This is a genomic window from Streptomyces sp. Q2, assembly GCF_056820935.1.
Map to the genome: position 1 here is coordinate 69,787 of NZ_JBXEJE010000020.1, position 11,927 is coordinate 81,713.

Genomic DNA, 11,927 nt, shown 5'->3' on the forward strand with positions numbered 1-11,927 from the left:
TCTTACCGAGCGACCAGTGCATACCCCGCCTCATGCGGCCGGTATGCCGAACCAGTGGGGCAAATTCGCACTCCCGGGATCTCGGGGGAGCAGGGGGAAGACGTGCGCGACGCAGTGCACCGTCATCTCGGCAAGGTGGTGGCCGGTACGGCCATCGCGGTGGCCTCGACCGCCGCGATGGTCGCCATCACCCTGCCGGGATCGGCGGGGGCCGACGAAACGAACGGTGGACAGGCGGGCAGCCGGTCCACACAGCAGGCGGGACAGGGCCAGGACGGGGGCCGGGAGCAGGGCGCGGCCGTCGCTCCCGGCGTGGTCGAGCAGGCCCCGGCCGAGGGCGAGAAGGGCCAGGGAAGTGATCCGCTGACCGACGACGAGATCAAGCGGGTCGAACAGATCGCCGTGAGCCGGCAGATGTTCAACGCGAGCGAGGACGTCGAGGGCGAGCGCGGCCCGCAGCGCCTCACCGTCGACCTCGCCGAGCCGGAAGCGGACGGGAGCGGTGCCACGGACGCGCCCAGGCGTGCCGAGGTGACCTTCTACGACTACCGCGACGACACCCTCGTCACCAGGACCGTCGACCTCGACGCCGGCAAGGTCGTCGGGACCACCGAGCAGCAGGGTGTCCAGCCGCCGCCGAGCCGGACCGAGACCATCGAGGCGGCGAACCTCCTGATCGGCGACCCGCTGGGCGCCGGTCTCAAGGCGGACTACAAGGACGCCACCGGCAAGGAGCTCACCTCCCCGGACCAGCTGAGGCTGAGCGGCGGCGTCTACCGGGCCGCGCCGGGCGCCCAGCCCGCCGTACTGGACACATGCGGCGAGCACCGCTGCGTGCGGTTGTTCCCGAAGGTCAAGAACGGGCCGTGGATCGACACCAGGTCCCTGGTGATCGACCTGAGCGCCCGCAAGGTCGCCGAACTCGACCGCTGAGCCGATCTTCGTCCGGCCTTCGTCCGGCTTTCGCTCGGCTTTCGGCCGATCTTCGTCCACCTTTCGTACCCGCACCTCCTGCGAGGGAGTCACTTCTTCATGCACGTGAACAGAATCAGCCGTGCCCGAAAGCGGACGGCCGCCCTCGGCCTCGCCGTGGCCGCGCTGGCCGCCGGTCTGACCACCGGCACGGGACCGGCCGCCGCCCAGCCGGCAGCCGCCGCGGCGGCTGCCGCCGACTGCAGCGCCGCGTACCGCATCGAGCAGAAGCTCTCCACCGGCACGACCTGGCGGATGTGCTGGCGCTACGACGGCATGGCCGGCCTCGTCCTGGACGACGTCTCCTACCAGCCCAAGGGCGAGCCCAAGCCGATCAAGGTCCTGAACAGTGCCCGGCTTGGCCAGATCCACGTCCCGTACGACGACGGGAAGGAGGAGTACGACGACCTCACGGGCCAGGACTTCGCCAAGGACCTGATGCCGCTGGCGGCGGCCGAGTGCCCCGGCGGCACCATCAAGACCGTCAAGATCCCGGACCAGTACCCGGGCGAGAACCCGAACGTCAAGGGCCTGTGCACCACCACGCGCTCCCGCGGCCACGCCTACCGCATGCAGGGCGACACCGGGAACAAGGTCTACCAGGCCCAGGGCAAGGACCTCCTCGTGTACACGGTCAACCAGGTCGGCTGGTACGAGTACATGACCGAGTGGCGTTTCCAGGACGACGGCACCATCACCATGAACGTCGGCGCGACCGGCAGCCTCTCGCCGTTCGACTACGACGCGGGCGACGGGCGCGGCTGGCCCATCGGCAAGGGCGCCAAGGGCAAGGCCACCAGCCACAGCCACAACGCCTTCTGGCGGCTCGACTTCGCCCTCGACGGCTCCACCAGGAACCAGGTCGAGCAGTACGACTCGGCCGTCACCACCCGCGGCCGGCTGACCCCGACCACCAAGACCACCCGCACCGAGGTCACCAAGGAACGCGCCGGCGACGCCAAGGCCTACCGCTGGTGGCGCATGGTCAGCGCGACGGGCAAGAACAAGGACGGGCACGCGCGGTCGTACGAGATCGTCCCCGGCCCCACCACGCGCTACCCGGGCCGCGGTTTCACCCAGCACGACGTCTACTTCACCCAGTACGACAAGTGTGAGCTGTTCGCCAGCAACAACCCGCGCTGCGCCCGGACCCATCCCAAGTCCGTCGACAAGTGGGTGAACGGACAGACCCTCACCCACCCCGTGGCCTGGGTGAACGTCGGCTTCCACCACATAGCCCGGGACGAGGACCAGCAGCCCATGCCGGTCCACTGGCAGGGCTTCTCCATCGCCCCCCGTGACGTCACCGCTATGAATCCGCTCACTCCGCCCGCCCTCGCCGGTGAGAACGGACGTCCGGCGAACGGTAGTTGAGAAACGACCTGTCCATCCTGCTGCACCGCCGACCGCTCCCGGAGTACCCTTCCTTGATCGTTGGGACGGGGAGTGCTCGGGGGAGCGGAAGGCGGTGCGCGGGTGGGCTCGGGAGGGCTGGAGTTGCCCCCTGGTGACGAGGGTCACGAGGGGAACTCCGCAGACGCCCCGCCCGGCACGGTGTCCCTGGCACGGCCGATGGACGCGGGTGCCACCATCGGACCGGAGCTGGACTGGGACGCCGACGCCTGGCGCGAGGTCCGTACCCGTGCCCAGCGGGCCGGGCGGGCCTACATCTGGCTGAACCTCGTCGAACAGCGGCTGCGGGCCGTCGTGGCCGCCGTTCTGCGCCCCATCTACGAACCCGTCCACGGCGACGAGTGGGTGGTCGCCGCCGCCGGCCCCGCCGGACAGGAGTGGGTCCAGCGTGCGGTCGCCGTACGCGAAGTCAGCCGCCGCAAGGGCTACTTGCTCGATCCGGCCGACGACAACGTCCTCAGCTTCCTCACCCTTCCGCAGCTGCGTGAGCTGATGGTGCAGCACTGGCCGTGCTTCGAGCCGTACTTCGACGAGCGCCGGGACGTCGAACTCGCCCTGGACGAACTCGAGGTCACCCGGAACGTCGTCTCGCGCAACCGGGCCCTGTCCGAGGCCGTCCTGGGCCAGGCCGAGCGGGCCTCGGCCCGCCTCCTGGAGATGCTCGGCACGGCCGGCGACGTGCCCTCCGCACGCCGGCTTCCCGTCGACGCCGTCGAGGACCTCGTCGGCGACCGGTACGGGGACGTGGTCGCCGTGCACTCCGACCGGGTGCGGCTGATGCGCCAGTTCCCCGCCGAGGACATCTTCGGCAGCGCCCGCCGGCTCGACGCCGTCGGCATCGGCCTCAACCTGCTCGTGCAGAACTTCTCCGGCCGCCGCCTGGTACGCCTGGCCGAGTCCGGCTGCCGGGTACGGCTGCTGTTCCTCAACCCGGCCTCCAGCGCGGTCAAGCGGCGCGAGCGCGAACTCGGCATCAAACGGGGCGAAATGAGCCGCGCGGTCGAGATGAACATCCTGCACATGCGCCGGGTGCGCTCCAAGCTGCGCGACCCCGGGGCGTTCGAGATCCAGGTCTACGACGACACGCCCCGCTTCACGGCGTACCTCGTCGACGGTGACGGCGCGGACGGCATCGCCGTGGTGCAGTCCTATCTGCGGCGCTCGCGGGGCATGGAGGCGCCGGTGCTGGTCCTGCGCGGCGGGAGCAAGCTGGTCAAGTCGGGCCAAGTCGACGAGGCCGGTCTCTTCCCGACCTATCGCGAGGAGTTCGAGGCGTCCTGGGCGGATTCGCGGCCGGTGTCCTGAACTGTCCCCATGGCAAGGCCGTAAGCGGAACGCGGTCCTCGGATTGTCAGTGGCACATGGGATCGTGGAGACCACTGGGGGAAAGCACCACCAAGAAGGGGGACCACCCATGGGCTGGCACCGGGAGCTGTTGATCGGCTTCGACCTGGAGACCACGGGGACCGATCCGCGCGAGGCGCGCATCGTCACGGCGGCCGTGATCGAGGTCAGGGACGGACAGCCCCTCGGGCGCCGGGAATGGCTGGCGGATCCGGGCGTGGAGATCCCGGCGGACGCGGTGGCGGTGCACGGCATCAGCAACGAACGCGCGAGTGCCGAGGGCCGCCCGGCCGACCAGGTGGCGGACGCGATCGCCGAGGTCCTCGTGGCGTACTGGAAGACGGGCGTACCGGTCGTCGCCTACAACGCGGCCTTCGACCTGACCCTGCTCTCCGCCGAACTGCGCAGGTACGGCCTGCCGTCCCTGCGGGACCGCCTGGGCGGTGTCGACCCGGCCCCGGTCGTCGACCCGTACACCATCGACCGCTGGGCGGACCGCTACCGCCGCGGCAAACGCAACCTCGAAGCGGTCTGCACGGAGTACGGCATCCGGCTCGACGCCGCCCACGACGCCTCGGCCGACGCCCTCGCCGCGGCCCGGCTGGCCTGCGCGATAGCCGCCCGCCACCCCAAGGTCGCGGGCCTTGGCCCGGCGGAACTGCACCGCCGCCAGATCGAGTGGTATGCCGAGTGGGCGGCGGACTTCCAGAGCTTCCTGCGCCGCAAGGGCGAGACGGACGCGGTGGTGGACGGCACCTGGCCGCTGCGGGAACTGGCGGACGAGCCGGTCTGACCCGGGCGTCAGGCATCCACCGGGCTCGCGATGGGCTCCACCCGGGGCCGGGCGACCTGCTCGTAGTCGGGGCCTGAGAGGAGCAGGGAGCGGTCGAGGCGGGCCGCGTTGAAGTACAGCCTGGGCTGTGCCACCACGTGCGGGTCGGCGATGACTTCGAGGCCGGGGTCGAAGCTGAAGGGCAGGACCGTGCCGGGCACCGCGCGGGCGAGCCGCTCGGCCGTCTCCGCGTCGCTGAAACCGACATACCGGGCGTCGAACAGTGCGCGGACGGCAGCCAGATCCACCCGTCGGTCACCGGGAACGACCGCGAGGACGTGGCGGGTGGTGCGCCGGTCGACCTTGACCCGCAGCACGAGGCACTTCGCGGCCTCGGAGGCGGGATGTCCGCGCAGCGCGCAGACCTTGTCGGTGGTGCCCTCCGGCTCGTGGTCGATGAGGCGGTAGTCGACACGGGCGGCGTCGAGGAGCGAGATCAGGTGCTCGTAAGTGTCGTGGCCGGACATGCGGGTTCCTCTGCGGTCGGGGAGGTGTCTGCGGTGACGGAGGTCTTCTGTGCTGTCGCCGTCCGGTGGCCGCGTTCCACCGCCTGCCCCCAGTAGGTGCCGGCGACCATCAGGGCCGCGCCGAGCCCGGTCAGCGATGTGAGGTGTTCGCCGCCGAGGGCGATGCCGACCGCGGCGGCCCAGATCGGCTCGGTGCCCAGCAGGAGGCTGGCGCGGCTGGCGGAGGTGCGCTGGACCGCCCAGGTCTGGGCGAGGAAGGCGAAGACACTGCAGAACAGGGCGAGGTAGACCAGTTGCGTCCAGGTCGCGGCGTCGGCGCGGGCGAGCGCCGGAAACTCGCGCGCGGCCGGTGCCAGGAACAGGGCCGAGCCGACGAGGGTCTGCACCGTCGTCAGGTGCAGCGGACGTATCGCCCGGCCCGCGGTGAGCCGGCCGACGAGCGCCACGTGCGCCGCCCGGACGAACGCCGCGGCCAGCATCAACAGGTCGCCGAGGCGCGGCGCGTGGAATCCGTTGCCGGACATGAGGAGTCCGACGGCCAGGACGCACACGCCGGCCGCGGCATAGAACGCGGGAGGCAGGCCGCCCCGGTGACCGGTGCGGTCGAGGAAGGGGGTGAGGACGATGGTCAGGCTGATGATCAGCCCCGCGTTGGCGGCGGTGGTGTGGGCGACGCCGTATGTCTCCACGACCAGGACGGCGGCCTGCGTGAGGCCGAGGGGCACGCCGACCCGGAGTTCCTCGCGGGTCCACCGGCGGGAGCCGTGCCGGGACCCGGCCCGGGAGGCGACGAGCCCGGCACAGGCGAGTGCGGACAGGGCGTAGCGCGCGAAGAGGACCAGCAGGACGGGGAGGGCGGCGGTGGCGGTCTGGGCGGACAGATAACTGGAACCCCAGACGAGCGCGACCAGCAGGAGTACCGCATCGGTACGGCGGGCGTCGGACACCTGCCTACCGTGCACCGGGACGCCACTGAAGCCCAGAGCCACTTTCTTCAACGATCTTTTAGCAGTCCTACAGAGTCCATCTACACTGAGCAGGTGGACGAACGGCAGTTGCGGATCCTGCGGGAGTTGGGCGAACTGGGCAGTGTCACGGCGGTCGCCGAGGCACTGCTGGTGACACCCTCGGCGATCTCGCAGCAGCTGCGGCTGTTGCAGCGTTCGATCCCGGTGCCGCTGACCGAGCGGGACGGGCGGCGCCTGGTGCTCACCGACGCCGGGCAGGCCCTGGCGGGCGCGGCCGTGGAAGTGGAGACGGCGCTGGCACGCGCGCGGCACACGGTCGAGGAGTTCGTGGACCGGCCGGACGGCGAGGTGTCGGTGGCGGCGTTCCACAGCGCGGGCGCTGCCTTCTTCCCACTGTTGCTGCGCGCTTTCGCGGGCCCCGGCCACCCGGTGCTCGCGCTCGCCGACGAGGACGTCGCGCAGGACGACTTCCCGCGGCTGACCCGCGAGTACGACGTGGTGCTGGCCCACCGCCTGGACCACGCCCCGCCGTGGCCGCGCGCGGTGACCGCGACGACGCTGCTGCGCGAACCGCTCGACGTGGCCATGCCCGCCGACCATCCGCTCGCCGCCAAGCGACGGCTGACCCCGGGCGACGTGGCCGACGAGCCGTGGATCGCCGTGCACGAGGGTTTCCCGGTCAGGGCGACCATCGAGGCGATCGCCGCGGCGGCGGGGCGACGGCTTCACCTGGCCCACACCATCAACGAGTTCTCGGTGGCGGCGGAGGCGGTGGCCGCGGGCGGCGGCATCGCGCTGATGCCGCGCTGGACGACTCGTCCGCATCCCGCGCTGGTCCTGAGGCCCCTCACCGGGGTGCAGGCGAGTCGGCACATCGACGCCCTCTGCCGCCCGGAACGCACAGCCCGGGGAGCGGTCCGGAGGGTTCTGACCGAACTACGCCACGCCGCGCGAACCATCAAGGACCGTGACGCCGACGGCAAGGTGACGCCCCAAGGGGCGCGGGGAACTGCGCGACCAGCCACATGAGGCCCGCAGTCGCACGAAAACGTCACGCACCGAGCCAGTAGGCGCTCAGAACGGATACCACCGCACCCGCTCGTCCCCGTCCCGCAAAGACGCCACCCGCCGCTCGAACTCCGCCCGCGCCTTCGGATTGCTCGGCGCGTGCTGCGCCACCCACGCACAGCTCGCCGTCTCCCGCGCACCCCGTAGCACCGAACAGCCCGCCCACTCCCGCACATCCCACCCGTACACATCGGTGAACGAGCCGTACGCCTCGGCCGGCAGGCCATAGCGATCGTGGGACAACGCCATGACCACCAGATCGTGCTCGCGCAGGTCGGCGGAGAAGGTCTCCAGGTCGACCAGGACCGGCCCGTCCGGACCGACATGGACGTTGCGGGGGAGCGCGTCACCATGAATCGGCCCCGGCGGCAGCTGCGGCACCAGCGCGGCCGCGGCCGTCGCGAACCCGTCGCGGCGCTCGCGCAGATACGCCGCGTCGGCCGGGTCGATCGCGTCGCCCGCCAGGCGCAGCCAGCGCTCCACGCCACCCAGCAGCTCGCGGGGCGGGAGCGTGAAGGAGGGGGAGGGCAGGGCGTGGACGGACCTGAGCAATTCGGCCAAATCCTGGGGTTCGGCGGGCCGTACCGGGTCGGGCAGCCGGTGCCACACGGTCACCGGGTGCCCCTCGACCAGCAGCGCCTCGGGCTCGGCGGCCCGGACGGCGGGCACGCCCGCCTCCTCCAGCCATGCCGCGATGTCGAGTTCACGGGCGGCGCGGTCGAGGAGTTCGGCGTCACGGCCCACCTTGACGGCCAGGTCACCGGCGGCGAACACCGCGTTCTCGCCCAGGGCGAGCAGTCGCGCCTGCCGCGCCGGGCCGGGCAGCACACCCGCCGCGGCCAGTACCTCCCGTGCCCGTGCCTCGTCCATGCGTCCGCCTCCGTGTCCGTCCTCGATGTGCCGGATGCGGCGGTTCGCCCCGCGTCCGGCGCCGCACACGCCGTCGAGTTCCCGCCATCCGTCGGTCAGTCTCGCATTCGCACAGGTCGGACCGTGTGCGAGGTGCCTTGACGGTGCACAGGGCCTTCACGACCATGACGGGGGCCCGCAGGGGCCGGGCCTGTCCGACGAACCCTCGCCGCGAGCCGCGCGAAGGAGCCGATCACGTGACACTGGTGACCGCGACGAAGACGAAGCGGTCGGCGCAGGGCGCGCGACGCGCCGACGGGGGCCGACGGCCACCGGACCACGGGGCCTGGTTCCTGGTGCTGCCCGCGCTGATCCCGATCCTGGTGCTGAGCGTCGGCCCCCTGCTGTACGGCATCCTGCTGGCCTTCACCGACGCCCAGTCGGGCCGCACCCGGCCCACCCAGTGGATCGGCGGTCTCAACTTCCGGGACCTGTGGCACGACACGCTGTTCTGGGAGTCGTTCCGGATCGGCCTGGTCTGGGCGGTCGGGGTGACGGTCCCGCAGTTCCTGCTCGCGCTCGGCCTCGCCCTCCTCCTCAACCAGGAGCTGAAGCTGCGCTGGCTGGCCCGCGCTCTCGCGATCATCCCGTGGGCCATGCCGGAGGTCGTGGTCGGCGTGATGTGGCGGCTCGTCTACAACCCGGACGCGGGCGTCCTCAACGAGACCCTGCGCGACCTCGGCCTCGGCGACGGCCGCGACTGGCTCAGCGGTCTCGCGACCGCCCTGCCCGCGGTGATCGTCGTCGGCGTCTGGGCCGGCATGCCGCAGACGACGGTCGCCCTGCTCGCCGGCCTGCAGAACACCCCCCGCGAACTCCACGAGGCGGCCGCGATGGACGGCGCCGGCGCCTGGCGGCGCTTTCGGACGGTCACCTGGCCGGCCCTGCGGCCCGTCGCCCTCGCGATCACCGCGCTCAACTTCATCTGGAAGTCGGGGGATTGCGACCCTGTAGCGCTCCGACCTGCGGGTTCCTAGATCCCAGTCCCCCAACTGGGAAACGAGTGGGAAACGAACTAGCTTTTCGTTCGCCTCAACCGCTCCTGCAGACCGTCCCAACGCTCCTGCAACGACTTCATGATGGCACGCTCCATCGGCACCGTCACGCTGCTGTACACGCCCTCGACACCCGGCACCTCGTGGCCCATCCGGGACTCCACCGCAAACTTGCTGTGCCCGTCCTCGTCCAGCCAAGCCTTGTGTCCATGCCGCAGCAGATACAGCCGCTTGCCTTTGAAAGACGGCACGTCCGGCATCGCTGCACGGTCCCACCGCGGCTGACGCGACTTGCGCTCCTCGGCCCCGTCAGCGATCGGCCGCCAGTACCTGTAGTCGAAATTTACCGCGCCCAGGCTGCCGCCCTGGATCGCTGGGAACACCCACCGATGGTCGTGCGAGGCGAGCAGCTGCTCGAGCATCTCCGCAAGGAACGGCGGGACCACCAGGCTCCTGTAGCTCTCGTACTTCGGCGGGAAGAACCGCAGCTCACTCTCTTCATACTGAACTTGGCGTTCAACACGGATCGCCGGCATGCGCTCGCCGCCCTTGCCGTAGCGCTCGAGGTCTTCCTCGTACCGCTCTTCCTCGTCCGGATCGGGCCGTGGGTCGGAGGCGGGCCAGTTCGGGTAGCAGTACTCGCGAGTGAGCCCGTACAACTCCGCCGGCCGCATCCCGGTCATCGCCATCGTCCACATGAAGACGTAGCCGGCCTGCCCGAAATAGGTGCGCGCGTTGCGGGCGAGCTGCTCCACGGACTCGGGGGTGACGTCCTTCTTGCGCTCCTTGGCCTTCTTCTTGAACTTGCCTCGCCGTCTGGTGCGTTCGACGGGGGAGGTCTTGAGGAGGCGGGGCACGGCGTCGTCGAGGATCATGCCGAAGACCATCATCACGTTCTTCGCGCTGCCGGGCTTCTTGAGGGCGCCGTTGACGTACTTACGGAACGCCCGGTAGGCGAGGACGTCGATGTCCTTGACCGCGGTGTTGCGCTTCTTGAAGTACGGACGGATGTGATTCTCGATCACGGAGCGGTAGCCGCGCTCCGTGAGGTGGGCGTGGTCCATGGCGGCAAGCCAGTCGTCGAGCCAGTCCGACATCAGGGTGGCGCCGTCACGATTGGAGACGCTGCTGCCCTGCCGGATCTCCGACATTTTATCGAGGCCGTGGTTGTAGGCCTCGTCCTCGTCGGTGAAACCGCCTTTGGACTCGAAGCGTTTGCGGCCGTCGTCGTGGTATTCGCCGGTCCACCACTTCACGCGGCAGGTTCCGCCGCGCCACTCGGTGTACACGTCACGTGCGCGTCTGGCCATATCGCCCCCTCAGCGTGCGGGTGGTGCGCGGTGGCCCGGCAGGCACCCCTGCCACCGAGACTCCGCGCCACCCATGATCTCAGCCATCCTGCCCAAGAGGGCAGAAGCGGCAGCGACCGCATTCACCACCGAGGTCCCGCACCAACTCCGCCATGGAGGCCTGCAGGTCAGGCCGTTCGCGAATCTGGCGTGGAACCACGCAGACGATCCCTTCATCGGTGCGGACCGCTGTCCCTTCGAACTTTGGCCCGTAGTCGACTATGAGTGCGTCTTTTTGCTGCATGACTCCCCCTATGTCGCTTGGTAGGGAGCCTCCGAGGACGTGTCTCGACTGTGCCACGTCCTGTGTCTTTTGGGACTGGTTGGGACCAAGTGAAGTGTGGAGAAACGGTAATTGAACGGTAAAAAGCAAATGGTTGTACGGCATTCGGCTGAACTTCAGCTAGATCAGCCCGCGTTCCCGCAAGTCACGCACTACGCGCTCACTCATCTCCCGGATCTCCTCGACAGAGGTCCCCTTCGCCGTCGCGATGAGCGCCAGTTGGACAACATCCCGCGCCTCGGCGTCGAGAACCTCCGGCGGCACCGGCGACTTCTGGCCTTCCGGGTTTCCCGTGACCTCATCGGCCGGAACCGGTTCGCCGCCCTCTAGGACGCTGAGGCAGCTGCCGGGCGCCCAATGCAGCAAGCCGTCGATCTTCACGTAGTTGGTCTCACGGATGGACTGCCCCTTCTCGACGCGCTGCCACGTGCCCTTGGAGGTGCCGGCCGCTTGCGCGTTGGAGTCGTTCAGGGCGAGGCCCAGGTCGGCGCGGCGTCGGCGGGCCGCCGTGGCGAGCCTCTTCAGGTCGACATCGGTAGGGGAAGGCATGGCCTCATCTTGGCAGGACTGGCGGGGACCAGCCAGGACTAGGCCTTACTTAGACCCAAAAGTGACCCCCGGTTTCCCCAGCTCAGAGGGCTAGTGGGGGTAGCTAATGGCAACAGATGGCTATTCGAGGCCATCTATGGCTAGACACCGTGGGCATCTATGGGTAAGTTCTGGGCATGGCACAAACCCCAACCACCTTCGAGGTGGACGGGACGGCTATCTGCACCAGACGCATGAACGCGGGGATGGACGTCCAGCAGCTCGCCGACAAGGTCGGCATCACCGCCAACTACCTCCGAAAGGTAGAGCGCGGCGACCGCCCCCGCATGAGACCTGGCCCCTACCAGGCACTCAGAGCCGCCCTGAACGCGAACGAAGACGAACTCCTCCGCACCCCCCACCCGAACCCCCCAGAAAGGAAGTGAAGTGAACACCAAGCAGTCCCCGACCCCCACGGCGGACATCAGCGCCCTCGAGTTCTACAGCCTCCCCCAGGTCGCGGCGATCCTCCACGTCAGCGTCCGCACCGTTCGTCGCTACATCGCCAGTGGCCTCCTCGGCTGCAGCCAGGAGAAGCCGGGTGCCGCCATCCGGGTCAGCGCTGAGGACATTGCCGCCTACTACGCGGCCACCCGGCGCGGTCCGGCCAGTCGGCGACGCCGCTCCGTCCCCGTCGCCGCCTAGTGCGGCCATGGCCCCAACCGCCGGGGGTCAGAGACCGGCAGCCGGGGCCCCGCGGCCTAGCCGCGCGATCCACCCCTCACGAACCTCACGAAAC

The 11,927-nt window shown here is 70.0% G+C and carries 12 protein-coding genes and 1 pseudogene; 8 read left to right on the top strand and 5 right to left on the bottom strand.

Features of this window, described 5'->3' with window-relative positions; translation table 11 throughout:
- Positions 1–102 precede the first annotated feature (102 nt).
- From ACWBNA_RS22685 to ACWBNA_RS22700, 4 genes are all read left to right on the top strand, one after another.
- On the top strand, positions 103–933 hold the full coding sequence (locus ACWBNA_RS22685; protein ID WP_482706287.1) for a Tat pathway signal sequence domain protein: 831 nt from the start codon (positions 103–105) through the stop codon (positions 931–933).
- A 99-nt stretch (positions 934–1,032) separates the two neighbouring features.
- A complete protein-coding gene (locus ACWBNA_RS22690) occupies positions 1,033–2,346 on the top strand; it encodes a copper amine oxidase (RefSeq protein WP_482706288.1) in 1,314 nt (437 codons plus the stop codon).
- A gap of 102 nt (positions 2,347–2,448) precedes the next feature.
- The gene (locus ACWBNA_RS22695) at positions 2,449–3,690 is read left to right on the top strand and encodes an SAV2148 family HEPN domain-containing protein (RefSeq protein WP_482706490.1); all 1,242 of its coding nucleotides are present in this window, start codon (positions 2,449–2,451) and stop codon (positions 3,688–3,690) included.
- 109 nt (positions 3,691–3,799) lie between these two features.
- Positions 3,800–4,522 (top strand): exonuclease domain-containing protein, encoded by a 723-nt coding sequence (locus tag ACWBNA_RS22700; protein ID WP_482706289.1) that lies wholly within the window; start codon positions 3,800–3,802, stop codon positions 4,520–4,522.
- Between the two features lie 8 nt (positions 4,523–4,530).
- Here ACWBNA_RS22700 and ACWBNA_RS22705 read toward each other — a convergent pair whose 3' ends face one another.
- Both ACWBNA_RS22705 and ACWBNA_RS22710 read right to left on the bottom strand, forming a co-directional pair.
- Positions 4,531–5,028: a YbaK/EbsC family protein gene (locus ACWBNA_RS22705; protein ID WP_482706290.1), complete on the bottom strand. Its 498-nt coding sequence runs from the start codon at positions 5,026–5,028 to the stop codon at positions 4,531–4,533.
- Positions 4,998–5,975, bottom strand: coding sequence for a DMT family transporter (locus ACWBNA_RS22710; RefSeq protein ID WP_482706291.1), 978 nt, complete (start codon positions 5,973–5,975; stop codon positions 4,998–5,000). The genes ACWBNA_RS22705 and ACWBNA_RS22710 overlap by 31 nt, the downstream gene beginning before the upstream one ends.
- A gap of 93 nt (positions 5,976–6,068) precedes the next feature.
- Between ACWBNA_RS22710 and ACWBNA_RS22715 the strand changes: the two genes are divergently transcribed.
- On the top strand, positions 6,069–7,025 hold the full coding sequence (locus tag ACWBNA_RS22715; RefSeq protein WP_482706292.1) for a LysR family transcriptional regulator: 957 nt from the start codon (positions 6,069–6,071) through the stop codon (positions 7,023–7,025).
- Between the two features lie 45 nt (positions 7,026–7,070).
- On the opposite strand, the gene ACWBNA_RS22720 is transcribed toward ACWBNA_RS22715, so the two are convergent.
- Positions 7,071–7,934, bottom strand: a complete 864-nt coding sequence (locus tag ACWBNA_RS22720; protein ID WP_482706293.1) for a phosphotransferase enzyme family protein — start codon at positions 7,932–7,934, stop codon at positions 7,071–7,073.
- A gap of 236 nt (positions 7,935–8,170) precedes the next feature.
- Here ACWBNA_RS22720 and ACWBNA_RS22725 point away from each other — a divergent pair.
- A pseudogene (locus tag ACWBNA_RS22725) lies at positions 8,171–8,902 on the top strand (carbohydrate ABC transporter permease); the annotation flags it as partial.
- Positions 8,903–8,988: 86 nt separating this feature from the next.
- Here ACWBNA_RS22725 and ACWBNA_RS22730 read toward each other — a convergent pair.
- Positions 8,989–10,278, bottom strand: coding sequence for an integrase (locus ACWBNA_RS22730; protein WP_482706294.1), 1,290 nt, complete (start codon positions 10,276–10,278; stop codon positions 8,989–8,991).
- A gap of 442 nt (positions 10,279–10,720) precedes the next feature.
- Complete coding sequence (locus tag ACWBNA_RS22735) at positions 10,721–11,149, bottom strand: hypothetical protein (protein ID WP_482706295.1); 429 nt, start codon at positions 11,147–11,149, stop codon at positions 10,721–10,723.
- Positions 11,150–11,325: 176 nt separating this feature from the next.
- Between ACWBNA_RS22735 and ACWBNA_RS22740 the strand changes: the two genes are divergently transcribed.
- A complete protein-coding gene (locus ACWBNA_RS22740) occupies positions 11,326–11,574 on the top strand; it encodes a helix-turn-helix domain-containing protein (protein ID WP_482706296.1) in 249 nt (82 codons plus the stop codon).
- Position 11,575: 1 nt separating this feature from the next.
- Positions 11,576–11,833 carry a helix-turn-helix domain-containing protein gene (locus ACWBNA_RS22745; protein ID WP_482706297.1) on the top strand — a complete coding sequence of 86 codons (258 nt, stop codon included), beginning with the start codon at positions 11,576–11,578 and terminating at the stop codon, positions 11,831–11,833.
- Positions 11,834–11,927 lie beyond the last annotated feature (94 nt).

Coding starts and splice junctions, on each gene's coding strand:
- ACWBNA_RS22690 (WP_482706288.1), top strand. CDS start 1,033: ATGCACGTGAACAGAATCAGCCGTGCCCGAAAGCGGACGGCCGCCCTC.
- ACWBNA_RS22700 (WP_482706289.1), top strand. CDS start 3,800: ATGGGCTGGCACCGGGAGCTGTTGATCGGCTTCGACCTGGAGACCACG.
- ACWBNA_RS22705 (WP_482706290.1), bottom strand. CDS start 5,028: ATGTCCGGCCACGACACTTACGAGCACCTGATCTCGCTCCTCGACGCC.
- ACWBNA_RS22720 (WP_482706293.1), bottom strand. CDS start 7,934: ATGGACGAGGCACGGGCACGGGAGGTACTGGCCGCGGCGGGTGTGCTG.
- ACWBNA_RS22730 (WP_482706294.1), bottom strand. CDS start 10,278: ATGGCCAGACGCGCACGTGACGTGTACACCGAGTGGCGCGGCGGAACC.
- ACWBNA_RS22735 (WP_482706295.1), bottom strand. CDS start 11,149: ATGCCTTCCCCTACCGATGTCGACCTGAAGAGGCTCGCCACGGCGGCC.
- ACWBNA_RS22740 (WP_482706296.1), top strand. CDS start 11,326: ATGGCACAAACCCCAACCACCTTCGAGGTGGACGGGACGGCTATCTGC.